This is a genomic window from Niabella insulisoli (genome assembly GCF_039652435.2).
Classification (GTDB): domain Bacteria; phylum Bacteroidota; class Bacteroidia; order Chitinophagales; family Chitinophagaceae; genus Niabella; species Niabella insulamsoli.
On record NZ_CP190246.1, the window covers coordinates 3,813,812 to 3,833,622 of the forward strand.

The window sequence follows — 19,811 nt, forward strand, 5'->3', positions numbered from 1 at the left end:
TCTTTATGGCTCATTATTAAACATGCATTTATGAGAAAATTGTTTGCCCTGCTTTTCGCCGCAGTTCTGAGCGAAGCCGTCATGGCTCAAAGCCTTGGAGATTTTAAGCCGAAAGACCAGGCTTACGGCCTCAATAAAATCAAAAACAAAAAGCTGTACATCGCGGCCTTTTCGGTGAATTACCAGGTGTACAATGAAAAGGAAGATTTTAAGCAGGGCGGGCGGATGATTGGAGGCGGCGCTTATAAAGGTGACGCCAAAGCATCTTTATCCGTAGGGCTTGAAGGCTTGTCGGAAGCAAGTTTGCAAAAGACGACTGATATGCTTTACAATGATTTTATAACTATGCTAAAAAATGGAGGCATTGAAATAATAACGGCGGATGAAGCCGGAAAAACCGCTACCTATGCAGACTTTACCCAACTGAACGGCGGCAAAATCAACCTCGCGCAAATTCCGGGCACTTTATCTACAACCCCCACCGGATATGACTTTTATGTAAAGCAGGTGCTTGAATCTGGAAAAACAAAATCAGGCGGTTTTATGGGCAATGCCTCGTTTGTGCATCCCAAACTTTCAAAAGATTTGAACGATGCAATTATTGCCGATGTAGGCTTAACGATACTTTTCATCGAAGACAAAAATGCGTTTGATCTCGCTGGTGCAAACATTAAAGTCAAAACCAATCTGCGGCTCGCTGCTAATGAATCCATCATCATGACAAAAGATGCGAAGTTCAAACTAAAAGGTCAAAACGATGTCATCGGCGTTAATAGTTCCGTCGCGTTTTACTCGGGAAAAATGGGCGCAGGATCTCCCAGCACTTATATTGGAACCATGGGCAAATCATTATCAATAGAAGGTGTTATTGAAGATAAAAAACTTCAAAGTTTTGCTAAAAACCAGGCAGACTATATAGGCGTTGAAACTGCTTACGGAAGGTATTTTAACCCGGATAATATTTCCTCCAAATCTACCACCGTTATTCCCGTTGACAACGAAAAATATGTTGCAGGGGCGTACGCGGCCGGAAAAAAATTCCTTGATTTTCACACCGCCGAATTTTTGAAGAAAATTAAATAAAGTCCATCCACCCATCGCCAAAACTAACGGCTTATCATTTTGCTTAACGCCATCGGCCTGCTAACTGCTTTTGTTTTTTTGCTTGTTTGAAAAAGAGCGAAATTAAATCTGCAATTAGCGGTGCGACAACCGACGTTAAAACCAATATTGTTTTTTATCAAAAATATTTGCTCCTCTATATCTATCACAAACACTGTTTAAGCCCCCATATTGGGGGGCTTAATTTTTTCATTCTTGTCAACCTCCTCTCATAACTATCCGTTATTTTTGATCTTTCAGGCAGATCAAAAAATGAAAATGAAAAAAACACGCCTTTTAATCCTTACCCTCTTTGTTCTCACGGCGCTGAGTTGTAGCAGAAAGATAACAGAGATGGGGAAAGCCTCCTTTTATGCCGATAAGTTTGCTGGGCGAAAAACAGCCAGTGGCGCGGTTTTCAAACAAAACAAAATGACAGCGGCGCACAAAACGCTGCCGTTCGGAACGAAGGTAAAAGTGTATAACCTTCAAAACGGGAAGAAGACAAAAGTGACCATCAACGACCGCGGGCCTTTTGTGGCAGGCAGGATTATTGACCTCAGTAAAAAAGCAGCAAAACGCCTGAACATGGTAAATGCCGGCGTGGTTGATGTAAAGCTCAAATATAAAAAAGCAAAATAGAGATGTATGATCTGGCAGGAAAAATATTAACCGGCACCGGCAAAATGGACGATCCAAACTTCGCCGGCTGCACAGTTTTGGTCGCCGAGCATAACGAAAAAGGCGCCTTGGGATTTATCATTAATCAGCCGTTTCCACGCGCATTAAACGAATTAGTTGAATTCAGTTCCAGCCCGGCTTTTCCGCTTTATAAAGGGGGGCCGGTAGACGAGGAACATTTGTATTTCGTGCATCAATGTGCTGATCAAATTCCCGGGAGCGAACACATTACTAAAAATTTGTTTCTCGGCGGCGACTTTGCAACGGTTATTCAATTGCTTCCCACCGGCCAACTTGCTACCGGCGATATTAAGATTTTTGTAGGTTATTGCGGATGGAACGAAAATGATTTAGAAACCGAAATCGCAGATGGTTACTGGGAAGTGGAAACTTTTAAACCCGATCTTGTTTTTTCATGACTGTTGCTGTCACAAGTTATCCCGATTAATTTTTATTCCAGTACGGGGCTCAACCATTTTTCTGCTTCTTCCATGCTCATCCCTTTCCGTTTTGCATAATCTTCCAGTTGATCGCGCCCGATTTTTCCCAGGCCAAAATAATGGCTTTTTGGATGAGCAAAATACCACCCACAAACGGATGCCGGCGGATCCATAGCCAGACTTTCCGTCAATGTAATGCCTATATTATCTGTCACTTTCAAAAGGTCGAAGAGTTTGTGCTTTTCTGTATGATCGGGACAGGCGGGATATCCGGGCGCCGGGCGGATGCCATCATACTCTTCCCAAATCAGGTCTTTATTTGACAGGTTTTCGTCGCTCGCATAGCCCCAATATTCCTTTCTTGATTTTTCATGAAGGCACTCGGCAAAGGCTTCTACGAATCGGTCGGCCAACACCTGCACCATAATTTTATTATAATCATCGAAGTCAGCAGCGAAGCGGTCAATATGTTGTTTAGCGCCATGAATGGTAACGGCAAAAGCGCCCATGTAATCGGCCCCCTCGCTTGCCGGCATTACAAAATCTGCTAAAGAAAAATTGAAATGGCCTGCCGCTTTTTTTGACTGCTGGCGCAGCGATTCGAGTTTTATTTCTTTACCATTATCAACCACGGTTATGGTGTCGGCGCCATTACTGCTGGCTGGCCAGAAACCGATAACGCCCGCTGCGGTAAACCATTTTTCTTTCACAATTTGGCTGACCATTTTTTCAGCTTCGGCCAAAAGTTTTTTGGCTTCGGCTCCGAATTTTTCATCTTCCAACACCTGCGGGTACCGGCCCGGCATTTCCCAGGCAATAAAGAAAGGGCTCCAGTCGATATATTTCGCAATTTCAGCAAGATCAAAGTCTTTAAACACTTTTACGCCCTCGACAGCAGGCTTCGTCGGCTTATAATTTTCCCAATCAAATTTCTCTTTGTTAGCCACGGCATCGGCATAACTAATAAGCTCCTTTTTATTTTTGTTGGCAAATTGCTGGCGCAGGGTTTCATATTCGTCCCTGGTTTTTTGAAGAAGGGCTTGCTTTTCTTTCCCCAGCAAAGTGCTTACCGCGGTCACACTTCTCGAAGCGTCCAAAATATGCATTACACCGTTATCATATTGCGGCGCGATTTTTACCGCCGTGTGCATGCGTGATGTTGTAGCGCCGCCAATCAAAAGCGGCTGCTTCATGTTACGGCGTTTCATTTCATGCGCTACGTGCACCATCTCGTCGAGCGATGGTGTAATCAATCCACTTAGGCCAATAATGTCCGCGTTTTCCTTTTCAGCAGTATCCAGTATTTTATCAGCCGGTACCATCACCCCCATATCGACCACGTCATAACCATTACAACCCAACACCACACCAACGATATTTTTGCCGATATCATGCACATCTCCTTTCACGGTTGCCAACAAAACTTTGCCAGCACCGCCGGCCAACGCAGCAGGATTGACCAGTTTTTCCTCTTCAATAAAAGGTGTTAGCCATGCTACCGATTTTTTCATGACCCGCGCGCTCTTTACTACCTGGGGAAGGAACATCTTTCCGGCTCCAAACAAATCGCCTACAACGTCCATGCCCGCCATCAACGGACCTTCAATCACTTCCAGCGGGCGCGGATACTTTTGCCGTGCTTCTTCTGTGTCATCGTCGATATATTCCGTAATACCATTTACCAGCGCGTGCTTCAAACGTTCTTCTACAGACGCGCTTCGCCAGGCGTCATTTTTCTTTTCTGTTTTTCCTTCCGATTTTACGGTTTCAGCAAATGCGATCAGCTTTTCTGTTGCTTCGTTATTTTCATTGTTCCTATTAAGAATAACGTCTTCACAAAGGTTACGCAGTTGTGGTTCAATTTCGTCGTAAACTGCCAACTGGCCGGCATTTACGATGCCCATATTCATTCCGGCCTTGATTGCATAATATAAAAACACTGCATGCATCGCTTCGCGCACCGGCTCATTTCCCCGGAAAGAAAAAGAAAGGTTGCTGACGCCGCCACTGATACCTGCCAGCGGCATTAGTTGCTTAATGCGACGCGTCGCTTCAATAAAATCCACACCATAATTATTATGCTCTTCGAGCCCGGTCGCCACGGCAAAAATGTTGGGGTCGAAGATGATATCCTGTCCGCTAAAGCCAAGCTGCTCGGTTAATAGCTTATAAGCGCGATGGCATATTTCGACCTTCCTGTCTTCGGTATCGGCCTGGCCTTGTTCATCAAAAGCCATCACGATTACCGCTGCGCCGTAATTCTGACAAGTGATTGCCTGCTCAATAAATTTATCTTCTCCTTCTTTTAAAGAGATAGAATTTACGATACATTTTCCCTGCACGCATTTTAAACCTGCTTCGATGATTTCAAATTTCGAGGAATCGATCATCAAAGGCACTTTACAAATATCCGGTTCGCTTTGGAGCAAATTGACAAAAGTCGTCATCGCCTGCACACCGTCGAGCAAGGCGTCATCCATGTTGATATCGATCACCTGTGCGCCGTTCTCTACCTGTTGCCGCGCCACACTCAGCGCTTCCTCATATTTGTTCTCACGGATAAGCCGCGCGAATTTTTTTGAGCCGGTTACATTGGTTCTTTCCCCAATATTAATAAAGTTTGTTTCGGGCCTTACTACCAAGGGTTCGAGACCTGAAAGGCGCAGGTAAGGTTTTATATGAATTTGTTCAGACATTTTTAGAGTTTGATCTTGGAACAGAAAAGATGGTGCAACAACTGTTGAAAGCGTGTTTTATCAGCTCAGCGCTTCTTCTACTAAGGGTAGACTTCTTGGCTTCAGGCTTTTTACGGCATTGGCAATTTCGCGTATATGATCCGGCGTGGTGCCACAGCAACCGCCTACAATATTAACAAAGCCCTGTTGGGCCCAGTCGTCCAAAAAGGCGGCGGTTTCTTCAGGCTGTTCGTCGTATTCGCCCATCGCATTGGGTAGTCCTGCATTGGGATAGGCGGAGACATAACAGGAACAAATTTGTGATAGCTCTTCCACATGCGCCCTCATGTCTTTAGCCCCGAGCGCACAGTTTAGGCCGATACTCAAAGGATTGGCATGCGCCACAGAAATATAAAAAGCTTCCAGCGTTTGTCCGCTCAAAGTGCGCCCCGAAGCATCGGTGATGGTGCCACTGATCATAATATCGCGCTCAGTGCCCGCATGTTCCCTGAAATATTTTTTAGCCGCAAAAATGGCAGCCTTCGCATTGAGCGTATCAAAAATGGTTTCAATCAAAAGTATGTCGGCGCCGGCTTCGATCAGTGCATTGATTTGCTCGGTATACGCTGCAACCACTTCGTCGAAGGTTACGGCGCGATAGCCGGGGTTATTTACGTCGGGTGAAAGGCTCAGGGTTTTATTGAGCGGGCCAATGGCTCCGGCTACAAATTTTTGGTTACTGATTTCCGCTTTCTGATCCTCTGTTGCTGATAGCTCGTTGACAAATTCATCGATAGCCTCTCGCGCACATTTGACGGAAGCGACATTTAGCTCATGCGCCAGCGACTGCATGTCATAGTCTGCCTGTGCGATGGAAGTGCTGCTAAAAGTGTTGGTTTCAAGAATGTCGGAACCGGCGAGGAGATATTCTTTATGGATGGCTTTAATGATTTCCGGCCGGGTAATACTTAAAAGATCGTTATTACCTTTTACGTCGGTGTGCCAGTCTTTAAAGCGATCGCCCCGGTAATCTGCTTCAGTAAGTTTGTAGCGCTGTATCATGGTGCCCATTGCCCCATCCAATACCAAAATGCGCTTGTTCAATAAATTTCTTATTGCGCTCATCGTAACAATTTAAAATTAAAAAATATTGCTACTAAACTATATGTAAACGTGGGAACCGGGGGATTTTCCTTACGTTTATTAGTTCAATTTAATTACGCAGGTTGAACAATAAACAAATCCGCCTGCGGAGCGCAAATGTACAATTTTTTACAGTTAGCATGAAAAAACAGGCGCTGAATAGTTCAACACCTGCCCCAATCTTTAAACTGATTGTCCTCAAATATCCGCTTAGCGCGATCTTCTTCCTACTTCAGTGCGGCCACGCTCTGAGCCACCTTCCCGCGATGAGCGGCGATCAACGCGCTTTTCAGTCTCCGCGCGGCGCTCTTTTCGATCTTCCCGGCTTTCGCTGCTACGGCTGCTTCTCGACGAGCGGCCGCCAAACATGCGCGGGTAGTAGGAAAACGTGACCATAAAAAACTGCTCCAGTCCGTTGGTTACAGTCGTACTCAGGTTATTGATGCTGGCGTTGGTGGAGATATTTTTATTCTGCTTCAGGATGTCCATAGCCGACAGTTTCACTTCGGCCTGCTTACTTTGCAAAAAGCGGTAGGTTGCAAAAGCATTCCATAAAGTGGAAGTTTGCCCCGTCGTATTGTTCGTTACATAATTGAGCGTGTTGCTGATGGTGAGATTGCGTATCGGGTTAATATTCAAATTGCCTTGTGTGACGTAGTTGATCGCCTTAAAGGATTTCAGGTTGGCGCCGCTCTGTGCGCTACTGCTGGATTGAATATTTTGTGATAACTGAACTGTTCCTATATCTCCCAATGTGTAAAACACGTTGAGCCTGTTGTTCACATTGTTGGCACGCGAAATTGTAAATACCCCATCCACATAGTTGGGGGAAGTCGTGTTGGCATAGCCCACCGAATAGTTGAACTGCAGCACTTTGTTATTCTTCATTTTAAAGGAAGTGCCCAGGCGGAAATTGGCATTATAAACCCGGCGGCCGTCCATGTTGATCAGGTAAGTGGTGCGCCTTCCGTTTGCTTTATCAAAAAAACTGCTATCTACGATGGCGTCGTTTACATCGCTGACGCTTCCCGAAAGATTCACATTATAGTCTGCTTTTTTTGACGACTGCTCGCGACGGTAATTGAAATTAAAGCTAAGCGCATTGGTAACAGATGGCTGCAGATTGGGATTGCCAAGATTAATATTGTAAACATTTTCACTGGTGTCTACAATCGGCCTCAATTGATTGATGGTAGGAATGGAGGAAGCCGAATTGCCGGACAGGTTCATTTCTATCGTATAAAAATTATATCGTTCGTAGTGATAACTGACAGCTGCGGCCGGCGTAAAAAAGTTAAACGACCGGTCGAGATTGCGGTAATCGAAATTAGATTCATTTTGCTCGCGGATCAATTGCCCCTGCACATTTGCATTGATATTGATATAGCGGTTAAACCGGTCCGACAAGCGCCTGGAAAAGTTTTTAGAAAAACGCAATGATGGCCGGTCAACAATCCGTGTCACACGATTCGTGTTGGTGAGCGAGTCATTTACAAGATATTGCCCCGTAAGCGAATCATAGTCGCTTACGCCTTCATCGGCATCCGACTTAGAAAGGCTCACGTTGTTAGCCAATACCATGTTAATGTTCCAAAGATTAAAATTGCCAAACAATAAACGTTTCAACGCATTGTAGTTCATGCCCAGGCTGGTGTTGAAATTATGAGAGCTGTTGTTATTGCGGCGGTTATAATAATCATTATCGGTAGCATCTTCATAAGAAATAAAATCGGTAATGCTCGTGCTTTCATTTTCGCTTTGGTCATAGCTAAGGTTATAATTAATGCCAAAGCTTTTCAGGTTGCGGTCGTCAGCGTCTTTGTTGCGGAAGGAAGTAGAAAAGTCTAATCCATTGTTGGTTCCGCGCGAATTGGTGGTTCTGGAACTTTCACTCAGCAGGTCGCCGGCTTCGTTTGCTTTAGTCGAAAAACTGCCCGAAGACCTGGTATTGTCGCCCGCTTTAAAATTTGCATTCACCGAAAAATCTTTATCCTGATCGCGTTTGTTGTAATTAATTCCTGCATTGTGCGCGTTATTCACCGTATTAGTTTCCTGGTTTGAGTTTTGCAGAAAAACCGTTCCGGAGGCGCTGTTTCTTGCATCCGTCTGCGATTGCAGAAAGTTGTTCGTGTTTCTGAAATCGTAATTGGCTCTTAGCTGATTATTGAGGCGGCTACTATTTTGCTCAGAGAAATCGTATTGCACGAAACCTCCGCCGAAGATCACTTTGCTGATGCCGTCTGCGCCGAGATTGGCTACGTATTGATTGTTGGGATTATAATTGCGATAAGAGCTTTGCCGAAGCATTTCTGACAAGCCGGCCGACTTGTTGATATTATTGGTGCTGAAAGCTGCGCCGCCTCTCATTTTCTTATTAAATGCCATGCCGGCGCCATCCACTTCGTAGCGATCGTTGGTACCAACGCCCGCGCCGACTTTACCAAAATAGCCAAACTTTCTTTCCGCCCGGAGTTTAATATTCATGGTGAGCAAAGAGTCAGTAGGGTTTTCATCCACATTATCTTTGGTATAGTCTTCTTCGCGGTACACCTGGATTTTTTCAATCGCATTTTTCGGAAGGTTCTGAGTGGCTAAAGTCGGGTCGCTTCCAAAAAACGGCTTGCCATCCACATATAAATTATTAACCGTTTTACCGTTTACAGTAATGGTACCGTCACCCCACATTGTTACGCCGGGAACGCGCCGCAGCATGTCTTCCACAACAGCGTTCGAATCTAACTTAAAAGCAGCCGGATTGATTTCCAGCGTGTCGCCATTCATCGTTATAGGCACTACAGCTTTTATCACCACCTCATCCATCATCCCCTGGCTTTTGGGCAGCATCACATTGCGAAAATTAAAAACGCGGTTGGCTGTATCCAGCGTTACATTTCTTGTATAAGGGCTATACCCGGTGAACGAAAAATTCACATACACCGGCATGAAAAAAGGTATATCGGTGAGATTAAACGCGCCGTCTTCCCCGGTAATTTGATAAGTAAGTAAGGACGAATCTGCTTTCTTATAAACTGTAATCGTCACCGATTGAAGGGCATAGTCGTCGGCCGAGTCCTTTACAAAACCGGTGATCGTACCCAATTGCGAAGAATCTTTCTGAGCCCATACTAACGACGGTAGCGCTACCATTAAAACAATCCATAAACTCCGCATCATCCTATCTTATTTTTTAGTTTTAACTGAACAATAACCGGGTTATCGGCCCTGTTTCCTTTTTCGAAATATCGCTTTAAAGCCGGGCTGTATTGCGGGTTTCTTCTTTGATTGTATTCTTTATTCTGGAACATGGACGAGGAGGAAATGCTGGTGTATAAATAATCGTCCGTATTATACTGAATAGATCCGGGCAACACGGGCAGGAAGCCGTTGGTACTGTCAGCGCTTATCTTGCTGGTATTGTAGAACCTTCCCGTAGATTCGTCGTACATAAAATTTTTCTCGCGCCAGCTTTTGTAATAATCGAGCGTAAAAAACAAATAGTCCTTTGCCTTGCAGACATTGTCCAGCTCCCAAACCAAACTTCCGTTTTGGTGGCGATACTGGTCGATATCGTTTTGAGACCGGAAAGAAAACGAAAAAAATGATTTAGGAAGCGAAATCTCCATCGGCATAATCAATTTATAAAGCGCTTTAACACTGTCGGTAGTTAGCTCATAAAAAGTATAATCAAATGGCCTTGTAAACAGCAGCTTGCTTCGATCCGTAATCGGGAAGAATGAAATCTGATCCGGCTTATAATGGAAAGAGTCTGTTTGCTTGTTATAAGGGAAATAACTTTTAATAGTTTTCTCGCCGTCATAAATATTCAACTCGTATGCGGTGCGGTCTTCAAATTTCCTATTGGCATAGATATAGCTGTAGGCCCATAAATTTTTAGTAAAGATGGTGGGCGATATCAGCGAAAGGCTGAAATCTTTTACACGCTGAATTTTTTCCTTTTGTATATCAGAAAGATCATAATAAGCAGACCAGGTAAACCGCGCGAAAGATTTATTGGTAGGGTCTTCCATCATCTTTTCAATTTCCGCGGGAGAAAAACTGAAATTTTTATTACTTCCCGAAATGAAAAGCGCGTTCCGGTTTCTATCCAGCTGAATGGACTTGATAGTGCAGTTAGGTGGCCGATATTTTTTTACAAACTTTCCTGTTTTGTCAAAAAAATAAATGAAGTTGGTATCAGCATCCCAGATAATAAAATATTTATCCGAAACAATCAAAGTCCTGATCCGGCCAAAGAGGCTTTTCTTTGTTGTCTCCAGCGGAATATAAACGACCTCTTCAAAAACTTTTGAAACGCTCGACCCCGAAGCAAATCCCGGCTGAAAGTACAAGTCTTTTGGTGTACCCTGCCCCGATGCTCCGCAATACCATAAAAAGCAAAAAATCGTCAACCATTTTCTCATACATGCTTTGACGACTTAAAACGCAATTTCCTGCAAGAAATAGCAAGAAAATAAATTATAAATACTTGGTTAAACCTTTACCTGTTAAGGATGTCACATTAGGTTATTTGACCGCGCAGCAACGGCATTCGTCACTGTTTTTTATCGCTTTTTACGCGGGGTGACGAGCTACTACATGAAAAGCGCCTTGCAGATGGTAATAAGGCTCATTACAATTACGAGCACACCTACAATAAAGAACATTTTTTTTACGGGCAGCTTAGAGGTGAGCATTGCCGAAAAAGGAGCCGTGATAATGCCCCCGATTAAAAGCCCGGCTACGATGTTCCAATGCGATATACCGATCGTGAAAATAAAAGTGATGGCGCTGGTAACTGTCAATATAAATTTTGCTACTGTAGAACTACCCACCACATACCGTGGCGTCCTACCGTTTTTGATGAAGGTTCCGGTGACCAGCGGCCCCCAGCCTCCGCCGCCAAATGAATCGATAAAACCTCCTACAAATCCGAGCAGCGGGATATTTGTCTTTTTTCTTTTTACCTTGAGCTGCGCCTGATCTTTGGTTTTAAAAACATTCATTAAAATGCGTACGCCAAGATACAACGTGTAGGCCGCAATGAAAGGCTTGGTAATCGCTGCATACTTTTCGCCGACGTAGGTAAGCAACAACGCACCAATGATGGCGCCGATGACAGCAGGCCAGGCCAGCGCTTTAATCAATTTTTTATTTACGTTGCCCAGTTTGAAATGGCTAATGCTCCCGGCCGCCGTTGTAAAGGATTCAGCCGAGTGAATGCTGGCGCTCACCACGGGCGGCGGCACATTAAGCATCAACAAAATGGTCGTACAGATAACGCCATAACCCATGCCCATAGAGCCTGCCACAATTTCGGCGGTGAAGCCCGCGAGCAGCATCCAGTAAAAAAGATGATGGTCTTTATTTAAAGTTTGCAGAATAGGATCGATCAGATCAAAAGCGTATAGCGCATAGATACTGATGGCCACCAATAATATAATCCCCAAAACTATCAAATACCAGTTGGTACTTTTTTGCGCTGTTGCCACAACGTCTGTCGACTCAACGATTTCAGCAGCCGCTGTATCGGTTTCAAATTCCTGCAAGGCTTCATCCGGATTCTCCACCAGCGAGCGCGTCACATTGTTTAACACCTTCACTTTGTGGTCAAAGTCTCCGGATAATTTATTGCGCAAAGCCTGCATGTTATCCAGCACTTCATCGATTTCGTCGGGTATGGCCTCGTTTAAGGTTTCTTTCAACCGCTTCGCAATTGTAGGCGACTTGCCATTGGTAGATATGGCAATTTTAAGATTGCCCTTCTTCACAATAGATCCCAGATAAAAATCGCAAAGCTCAGGTTTGTCGGCCACATTCACCAGCTTCTCGCAGGCGTCTGCATCGGCTTTCACACGCGTTGCTACTTCTAAGTCGTTCACTGCCGCAATCACCAAATCGGCATCTTTTATATCCGAGCGCTCATAGGCTCTTTCCTCCAAAATTACATTAGGATATGGGGCCACAAAATTCCTTACATCTTCGCTAATGGCCATGGCCACCAACTTCACCGCTGTAGCGGGCGCGTTTTTCAAAACTGCCTGCAGCTTTTCGAGGCCAATATTACCACCGCCGATTACCAACAATTTTAATTCCTCCAGCTTAATAAAAACTGGAAACAGATTGTTACTATCGGCAGGTTGCGGCGATAAAGGTTGATCCGTATGTTGAGAATTATGAATAACGCTGAGTTGAAATATAATTAACCAAAAATAGTAGCGGCGGCTACGTTCTTATTTAATCGGCGGGCAAAAATTGACAAATTAATTGCCTTTTTTTGACGAGCTTAATATTTTGCTAACGGACCGGGGATGCGAAAAGTCTTTTTTATCTGTCACCTCACTTTGATTATATACCAAAGAATTTGCGGGCACGCTGAAGGTAACCCATGCGTTGCCGCCAATGACGCTGTCCTGGCCGATCACTGTTTCACCACCGAGAATGGTAGCGCCTGAATAAATAATCACATTGTCTTCAATAGTTGGGTGGCGCTTGGATTTCTTTTTGCCCTTGGCAGAATTTAATGCACCGATCGTCACGCCCTGATATACTTTCACATCGTTGCCGATGATGGTCGTTTCGCCAACCACCACCCCTGTGCCGTGGTCAATAAAAAAGTTAGAACCAATGTTGGCGCCGGGATGAATATCGACTCCTGTTTTGCTATGCGCGTATTCGGTAAAAATGCGCGGCAGGTTGCGAATACCCTGCTTCCAGAGCTGATTGGAAATGCGATAAACAGCGATTGCATAAAAGCCCGGATAAGCATGTTGCACCTCGCTTATATTAAGCGCCGCAGGATCGTTGGCGATAAAAGCTTCCGCATCCTTTTGAAGTGCAGCATAAATTTCGGGCAACGCTTCAAAAAATGTATCCGCATGGGCCTGCGATTTAGAACCGTCGTTTACGACATCATAAATCAACGTGGCCAGGTGGCTTTTCAGTGCATACAAACCTTTTTCCAGATCACTTTCCTTTTGATTCACGCCTGTTTTGGGTATAAACAAAAATTTGAAAATATCGTCAATAAACTGATGCGCCAGGTCTTTATCAGGCAGGGTACCTATTTTAGCATTATTCTGCAATAACTGTTTTATAAAACTTTTATTGGCCATGGATTTCAAATTTTATAGTTGGTGATTATCAGGTTGCGCAAAAAAAGAGACATCGCTTTTTAAAGGATCCACTTCCGATAAGAAAAATCCCCAAACGTTTCCTCTTGCTTTTTTTCTTTTTGATACACATCGAATAAATTATCCAAAGTATCAAGTATTTGCTCTTCGTTGAGGCTGTCTTTAAATTTTGTATTGAGGCGGAGCCCCAGCCTGTCGCCGCCGATGTGCAAGTTATATTTTCCGTAAGCCGTACCCACAAACCCTATTTCAGCGTTGGGCGAGCGGCCGCACCCGTTAGGGCAACCCGTCATCCGCAATATGATATCATCTTCTTTCATGCTATGCTTTTCAAGAAGGGGTTCTATTTTCGAGATCAATGTGGGCAGGTAACGCTGCGCTTCAGCCAAAGCCAAGGGGCAGGTATTGAACGCCACACAGGCGATCGCATTTTTGCGCAAGGCGCCCGCCTTATTAGTATGTTCAATTAAGCCAAACTCATTCAACAGCACTTCAACGGCTGCTTTATCGGCCTCTTTGATATCTGTCAATATCACGTTTTGATTGGCCGTAAAACGGAAATTACATTTTCCGGTTTCTGCTATTTTATAAAGGCAGCTTTTCAAGTCGATGCCCTCTCCGTCGAGCACTCTTCCATTTTCGATAAACACTGTGTAATGCCAGTTTCCTTTATAGTCTTTCACCCAGCCGTAGCGATCCTGCCGTTCGGTAAACTGGAATGGCTTTGCAGGTTGCAGTTTAAAACCACAGCGCTGTTCCACCTCTTCGCGATATTTATCTACGCCCAGTTTGTCGATCGTATATTTAAGCCTCGAAAGTTTTCTATCGCTGCGGTTGCCAAAATCGCGCTGAACCGTGATGGTTTCGTAAACTGCCTTTAATATCTTTTCTTCATCATTTTCTACAAATCCCAACACTGAAGCCAGGCGTGCATAGGTGTTCGGATTACCATGCGTGGTTCCCAACCCACCGCCGGCGGCCAGGTTAAACCCGATAAGTTTATCGTTTTCAATAATAGCGATCAGTCCGATATCATTAATGAAAAGATCCACGTCATTGTTCGGCGGAACAGCGATGCCTATTTTTAATTTGCGCGGCAGGTAGCGGTCTTTGTAGAGCGGATCTTCCTCCACTTTTTCACCGATCTTTTCTTCGCCGATCCATATTTCGTACCAGGCCCTGGTTTTAGGCTTGGCCATTTCGCTGATCTTTGAAGCAAACCGAAACACTTCTTCATGAACCGGCGATTCGCCGGGGTTCGAAGTGCAACACACATTTCTATTTACATCTCCGCAGGTGGCAATAGAATCTAACCCCGCGAGATTAAACGATTGCATGGTGGGTTTGATATGAGACTTTAAAATGCCGTGCAGCTGAATGGTTTGCCTCGTTGTAATTTTTATAGTTCCGGTCGAATGATCGCCTGCTACGTGGTGCATCGCGATCCATTGTTCCGGCGTTAAAAAACCACCCGGAAGGCGCAGCCGCAGCATAAAAGAGTATAACCATTCTAATTTTTTAGCGCTTCTTTCCTCGCGCCTGTCGCGGTCATCCTGCTGATACATGCCATGAAATTTCATCAGCTGCGTATCATCTTCGCGTACGGCGCCTGTATAATTATCCTGTAAGCTTTCCTTTAATGTACCACGCAAACCTCTGCTGGCAATTTTTATTTTTTCTACCGGTGATTGTTCGCTCATTCTTTTTGTTAATAGTTAATGGTTCATGGTTCATAGTAATCGGCTATGAACTATTATCTATGATCTATTTATTACATCAATATACGTCCTTCTCCCAGCGGCCTTCTTCCACGAGCTGGTGTAAAAACTTTTCCGCTTCTTCTTCCGTTTTATTGCCATGTTCCCTGAAAATTTCCACCAACATTTTTTCGACGTCTTTGCTGGTAGGCTCCCGCTTACCGCTGATATACATGTAAGCCCCGTTGCTCAGCCATTCGTATAATTCAGCGCCACGCTCCTTCATGCGGTGCTGTACATAAATTTTTTCTTTCTGATCGCGCGAAAAAGCGACATCAAGATTGGTGAGGGCGCCGGTTTGCAAATAATCCTGCAATTCGGTCTGATATAAAAAGTCAGTTACAAAATGCTGCTCTCCAAAAAACAACCAGTTGCGTCCGCTTGCCGCCTGCGCATCCCTTTCTGCAATAAAAGAGCGGAAAGGAGCAATTCCTGTTCCCGGCCCGATCATGATGACGTCTTTATCTTCCGACGGAAGCCTAAAGTGCTTTTGCTTCTGAATAAAAAACTCAAACTCAGTGCCCACGGGCTTTGTAGAGAAATATTCGCTGCTAACGCCGGTGCGCTTTTCATCCTCCACATAAAACTCATCTTTACTAACAGTAATATGAATTTCGTTGAGGCCATGATTGCCCGGCGCTGAAGAAATAGAATATAAACGGGGCGCCTGTGCGGTTAAAATTTTTACAATTTCTTCAAACATGCCGGCATCCTTCACAGGATATATTTTTAAAAGATCGGGCAGGCTGAGCCTCGTATCTTCCGGAATTTCATGTCCTGTTATTTTAGCATATTGCTTGATCGTCGTTTTTAACGGATACAATATGTTTAAATGCTTTTGCAACAACTCCTTCACCGGCGCGGTCACCTTCGACGTTTGAATTTCCAGATTTGGGTCAATGCCCGTTAAACTGATAATCTGCTCTACCGCTGCGTCGCAGTTGGGTGGTATGATGCCCAAGGCATCGCCCGGCAAATAATCCAAATCCTCATCGGTGCTGACTTCCACGTGATAGGTTTCTTTGTTACTGCCGCGATCATTAAGATTGACGCTGGTAACAATCGTGCCCTTATAATGCTTTTTTCCCGTTGGCTTTTTCTCTTCGGCAGGCGCAGGCGGAGCCATCGCAGGCACACTTCCCACAAGGGTTTGCAAAGCAGTAACCACGTTATCGATCCAATGCAACGCATCCTCTTCATAATCCACATCACATTTCTTCAGCGGAAGCACGCGATGCGCGCCCAGCGCTTCCAACCTGGCATCAACATCTTCGCCGGTTTTGCAAAACTGCGCGTAAGAGGTATCGCCGAGGCCTAGCACTCCAAATTTCATTTTCTTGAGCTCGACCTGGGTTTCATGAAGTTGATCATAGAATTTTTTCGCCAATAGCGGCGGCTCTCCTTCACCCTGCGTACTGATCACAACAAAAAAATATTCTTCTTTTGCCAGATCGGTGAACCTGTATTGATCCAAACCGGCGAGCTTTACGCCAATACCTTTTTTCTTCGCTATTCCCGCCAGTTGCGTAGCAAGTTTTTTAGCATTGCCGGTTTCGGTACCGTAGGCCAGGGTTATTTTTTTGGGAATACCGGCGGTTAAAGCGCCGCCTGCCGCTGAGGGTTGCAAACTGCCTGCCTTTCCTGAAATGTAGCCATTCAGCCAAATCAATTCTTCACGCGATAGCGTGGAAGTAAATTCTTTAATTTTCTGCAGTTTATCTTCAGATAACATGCTTTTTGGGTTTATTAAGTTCGTTTATATCTTGTATTCCGGCTCCTACCGAAGTAAAATATTGTTGGTGATGATCGCTGTTTTTCAGCCAGGCGAATTGCCGGTGCAAGGCCACTACTTTTCCAATGATCACGAGGGAGGGCGATGTAAATGCCCGGCCATCTAATTGCTGCTCATAGTCATAAATATTGCATTCATGGATACGCTGATAGCAGGTGGTAGCCTGCTCCGCGACAGCCACATGCACGTCATTTTGAACACCAAATTCGATGAGCTTGGCCACGACGTTTTTCAATGTTGCCGACGACATATAAAACACCAGAGTGTCGTTGGTTTGTGCCAAATCGCGCCAATGGTCATCAGTAACAACATCAGATTTATAATAAGTGAGAAACCTGACAGAAGTCGCGTATCCACGCGCGGTAAGCGGGATGCCTGCATAAGCCGCCGCACCTAAAGAAGCGGTTACGCCGGGAATAATTTCATAAGGTATTTTATTTTCAACCAGTATTTTGAGCTCATCAAGAATATTGGAAAAAATAGAAACATCGCCGCCCTTCAGCCGCACTACTTTCTTTCCCTGCAAGGCATATTTTACCAGCAACTGGTTAATGATTTCCTGCGGTGTCGAAATATTGCTGCGGCATTCTTTTCCGACATGAACGACTTCGGCGCCAGCCGGAACATAACGATGAAGAATGACCTCGCTGACCAACCGGTCGATCAACACTACTTCCGCCTCTTTCAAAGCATTGGCGGCTTTAACGGTGATCAAATCGGGATCGCCAGGCCCGGCAGCAGCAAGTATTACAGAACCCTGATGCGTGCCCGATGAACGGCTGGATGGTTTATGGTGAGGAATAATCATTTATAACTATGAATAGGCGGGGTTTAGGATAACAAAACGGCTGCCACCGTGCTATTGCTGGTTTCATCAACCAGGATCGCATTTCCGTAATCGCTGATTTTATCAAACGGATCGAAAACAAGCGGCTGCGCGGTTTTAATCTTGGCCTTCACCACTTCGTTGAGTTTAATATTGTCGGTTACTTCGGTATGCTCCAATGTGTTCACGTCCAGTTTATACTCAATCTCTCTTACAATGGTGCGAAGCAGCCTGCCTTTATGTTGCAGAAAATATTTGTTGCCCTGCGCCAACGGCTTGTTGTCGAGCCAGCAAAGGATGACATCAATTTCGCTTTCTACCTTCGGCTTATTATCGCTATGAACAAATGTGTCGCCGCGGCTGATGTCAATATCGTCTTCGAGATGCAGCACCACTGCCTGCGGCGCAAATGCTTCTTCCACTTCTTCTCCCGCAATTTCGATTTTTGATAAGGTGGTTTCGATGCCGGCAGGCAATACTGTTATTTTATCGCCTTTTTTGTAAACGCCACTTACGATCTCACCGGCATACCCGCGGTAGTCGTGCAATTCTTTGGTCTGAGGACGGATCACGTACTGCACCTGGAACCTTGGGTCGGTATGATTGATATCTTCCGATACTTCTACCTCCTCCAAAAACTGCAGCAAAGGCCGACCCTGGTACCAGGACATTTTAGCCGAAGGCTCCACTATATTGTCGCCGTTCAAAGCAGAAATAGGAACATAAGTCACTTCGGGCAGCTTTAGCTGAGCGGCAACCTTTTCGTAATCAGCTTTTATTTCGTTGTAACGCGCTTCAGAAAAATCTACCAGGTCCATTTTATTGATCGCCACTACTACGTGAGGCATTTTTAATAAAGACGCAATGATAGAGTGGCGGCGTGTTTGCTCGATTACGCCTGCGCGGGCATCGATCAAAATAACGATGAGGCTTGAGTTGGAAGCGCCGGTGATCATGTTCCGTGTGTACTGAACGTGGCCGGGCGCGTCGGCAATGATAAATTTTCTTTTGGGTGTATTAAAATAACGATAGGCCACATCGATAGTGATGCCCTGCTCCCTTTCTGCACGTAATCCATCGGTGAGCAACGCAAGGTCGATGCCGTCGGCGTTTTTATTTTTAGATTGCTTCTCCAAAGCTTCCAGTTGATCGACTAAAATGCTTTTGCTATCGTAAAGCAAGCGGCCAATCAGTGTGCTTTTCCCATCATCTACACTGCCTGCGGTTATAAATCTTAGTATGTCCATTTAACGAATGATGAATTTTGAGTAATGAATTTTGAATGGATCGTTCTTCATTAATAATTAAAAAATTAAAAGTATCCGCCTTTCTTGCGGTCTTCCATCGCTGCCTCGGTAACGCGGTCATCTATGCGGGTTTCACCACGCTCCGAAATGCGCGTAGCCATAATTTCGTTCACCACTTCATCTAACGTCGATGCGTTAGACTCCACTGCGGCAGTGCAGGTCATATCACCAACGGTACGATATCGAACTCTTTTATTAACGATCACATCCGAAGATTCGATTGTGATGAAATCGGAAACGGCGATCAATTGTCCTTCATGCACCAACACATCACGGTCGTGGGCAAAATAAATGGAAGGCAGCTGCACTTTTTCTTTTTTAATATAGCTCCAAACATCTAACTCCGTCCAGTTGCTGATCGGAAACACGCGCACATTTTCTCCTTTGTGAATGCGCCCGTTGTAAATATTCCACAATTCGGGGCGTTGTAATTTGGGATCCCACTGTCCGAATTCATCTCGTACAGAGAAGATTCGCTCTTTTGCACGCGCCTTTTCTTCGTCGCGACGGGCGCCTCCGATGCAGGCATCAAATTTAAATTCTTCAATAGTGTCGAGCAGGGTATGCGTTTGCAGCCAGTTGCGGCTGGCAAATTTCCCCTTGGGCTCGGTAAGGTTTTTGGCCTTAATGGTGTCTTCTACTTTACGAACAATCAATTCGGCGCCCAGTTCTTTTGCCAAAGCGTCGCGGTAAGCCAACGCTTCGGGAAAATTGTGCCCGGTGTCGATATGCACCAACGGAAAAGGAATTTTTCCCGGCGCAAACGCCTTTTTGGCTAATTGCACCAAAGTGATCGAATCTTTCCCTCCGCTAAAAAGCAGCGCGGGTTTCTCGAATTGAGCCGCCACCTCGCGCATAATAAAAATGCTTTCTGCCTCGAGCTGCTCTAAATAATCTAATTCGTACTTATTCATTTTTTGCTTTGTTAATCTCCGGTTTCAAAAACTCCGGATGGTACC

The 19,811-nt window shown here is 44.9% G+C and carries 14 protein-coding genes; 3 read left to right on the plus strand and 11 right to left on the minus strand.

Annotated elements, in window-relative coordinates; all coding sequences use genetic code 11:
* Positions 1–30 precede the first annotated feature (30 nt).
* From ABDK00_RS16025 to ABDK00_RS16035, 3 genes are all read left to right on the plus strand, one after another.
* On the plus strand, positions 31–1,083 hold the full coding sequence (locus tag ABDK00_RS16025) for a hypothetical protein (protein ID WP_346236324.1): 1,053 nt from the start codon (positions 31–33) through the stop codon (positions 1,081–1,083).
* A 297-nt stretch (positions 1,084–1,380) separates the two neighbouring features.
* A complete protein-coding gene (locus tag ABDK00_RS16030; RefSeq protein ID WP_346236323.1) occupies positions 1,381–1,743 on the plus strand; it encodes a septal ring lytic transglycosylase RlpA family protein in 363 nt (120 codons plus the stop codon).
* A gap of 2 nt (positions 1,744–1,745) precedes the next feature.
* Positions 1,746–2,201: a YqgE/AlgH family protein gene (locus ABDK00_RS16035; RefSeq protein WP_346236322.1), complete on the plus strand. Its 456-nt coding sequence runs from the start codon at positions 1,746–1,748 to the stop codon at positions 2,199–2,201.
* A gap of 32 nt (positions 2,202–2,233) precedes the next feature.
* Here the strand turns inward: ABDK00_RS16035 and metH are convergent, their stop codons facing one another.
* From metH to cysD, 11 genes are all read right to left on the minus strand, one after another.
* Positions 2,234–4,918, minus strand: coding sequence for a methionine synthase (gene metH, locus ABDK00_RS16040; RefSeq protein ID WP_346236321.1), 2,685 nt, complete (start codon positions 4,916–4,918; stop codon positions 2,234–2,236).
* A gap of 60 nt (positions 4,919–4,978) precedes the next feature.
* Positions 4,979–6,022, minus strand: a complete 1,044-nt coding sequence (locus ABDK00_RS16045) for a homocysteine S-methyltransferase family protein (protein WP_346236320.1) — start codon at positions 6,020–6,022, stop codon at positions 4,979–4,981.
* A 228-nt stretch (positions 6,023–6,250) separates the two neighbouring features.
* A complete protein-coding gene (locus ABDK00_RS16050; protein ID WP_346236319.1) occupies positions 6,251–9,214 on the minus strand; it encodes an outer membrane beta-barrel protein in 2,964 nt (987 codons plus the stop codon).
* Complete coding sequence (locus ABDK00_RS16055; RefSeq protein WP_346236318.1) at positions 9,211–10,461, minus strand: 6-bladed beta-propeller; 1,251 nt, start codon at positions 10,459–10,461, stop codon at positions 9,211–9,213. The genes ABDK00_RS16050 and ABDK00_RS16055 overlap by 4 nt, the downstream gene beginning before the upstream one ends.
* A 171-nt stretch (positions 10,462–10,632) precedes the next feature.
* Positions 10,633–12,240 carry a TSUP family transporter gene (locus tag ABDK00_RS16060; RefSeq protein WP_428400572.1) on the minus strand — a complete coding sequence of 536 codons (1,608 nt, stop codon included), beginning with the start codon at positions 12,238–12,240 and terminating at the stop codon, positions 10,633–10,635.
* A 60-nt stretch (positions 12,241–12,300) separates the two neighbouring features.
* On the minus strand, positions 12,301–13,152 hold the full coding sequence (gene epsC / locus ABDK00_RS16065; protein ID WP_346236317.1) for a serine O-acetyltransferase EpsC: 852 nt from the start codon (positions 13,150–13,152) through the stop codon (positions 12,301–12,303).
* A gap of 59 nt (positions 13,153–13,211) precedes the next feature.
* Complete coding sequence (locus tag ABDK00_RS16070; RefSeq protein WP_346236316.1) at positions 13,212–14,870, minus strand: NADPH-dependent assimilatory sulfite reductase hemoprotein subunit; 1,659 nt, start codon at positions 14,868–14,870, stop codon at positions 13,212–13,214.
* Between the two features lie 76 nt (positions 14,871–14,946).
* A complete protein-coding gene (locus ABDK00_RS16075) occupies positions 14,947–16,659 on the minus strand; it encodes a diflavin oxidoreductase (protein ID WP_346236315.1) in 1,713 nt (570 codons plus the stop codon).
* Complete coding sequence (cobA, locus tag ABDK00_RS16080; RefSeq protein ID WP_346236314.1) at positions 16,649–17,527, minus strand: uroporphyrinogen-III C-methyltransferase; 879 nt, start codon at positions 17,525–17,527, stop codon at positions 16,649–16,651. Before cobA ends, ABDK00_RS16075 begins: the two co-directional genes overlap by 11 nt.
* 23 nt (positions 17,528–17,550) lie before the next feature.
* Positions 17,551–18,792: a sulfate adenylyltransferase subunit 1 gene (locus ABDK00_RS16085; RefSeq protein WP_346236313.1), complete on the minus strand. Its 1,242-nt coding sequence runs from the start codon at positions 18,790–18,792 to the stop codon at positions 17,551–17,553.
* A 65-nt stretch (positions 18,793–18,857) separates the two neighbouring features.
* Positions 18,858–19,766 carry a sulfate adenylyltransferase subunit CysD gene (gene cysD / locus ABDK00_RS16090; protein ID WP_346236312.1) on the minus strand — a complete coding sequence of 303 codons (909 nt, stop codon included), beginning with the start codon at positions 19,764–19,766 and terminating at the stop codon, positions 18,858–18,860.
* Positions 19,767–19,811 lie beyond the last annotated feature (45 nt).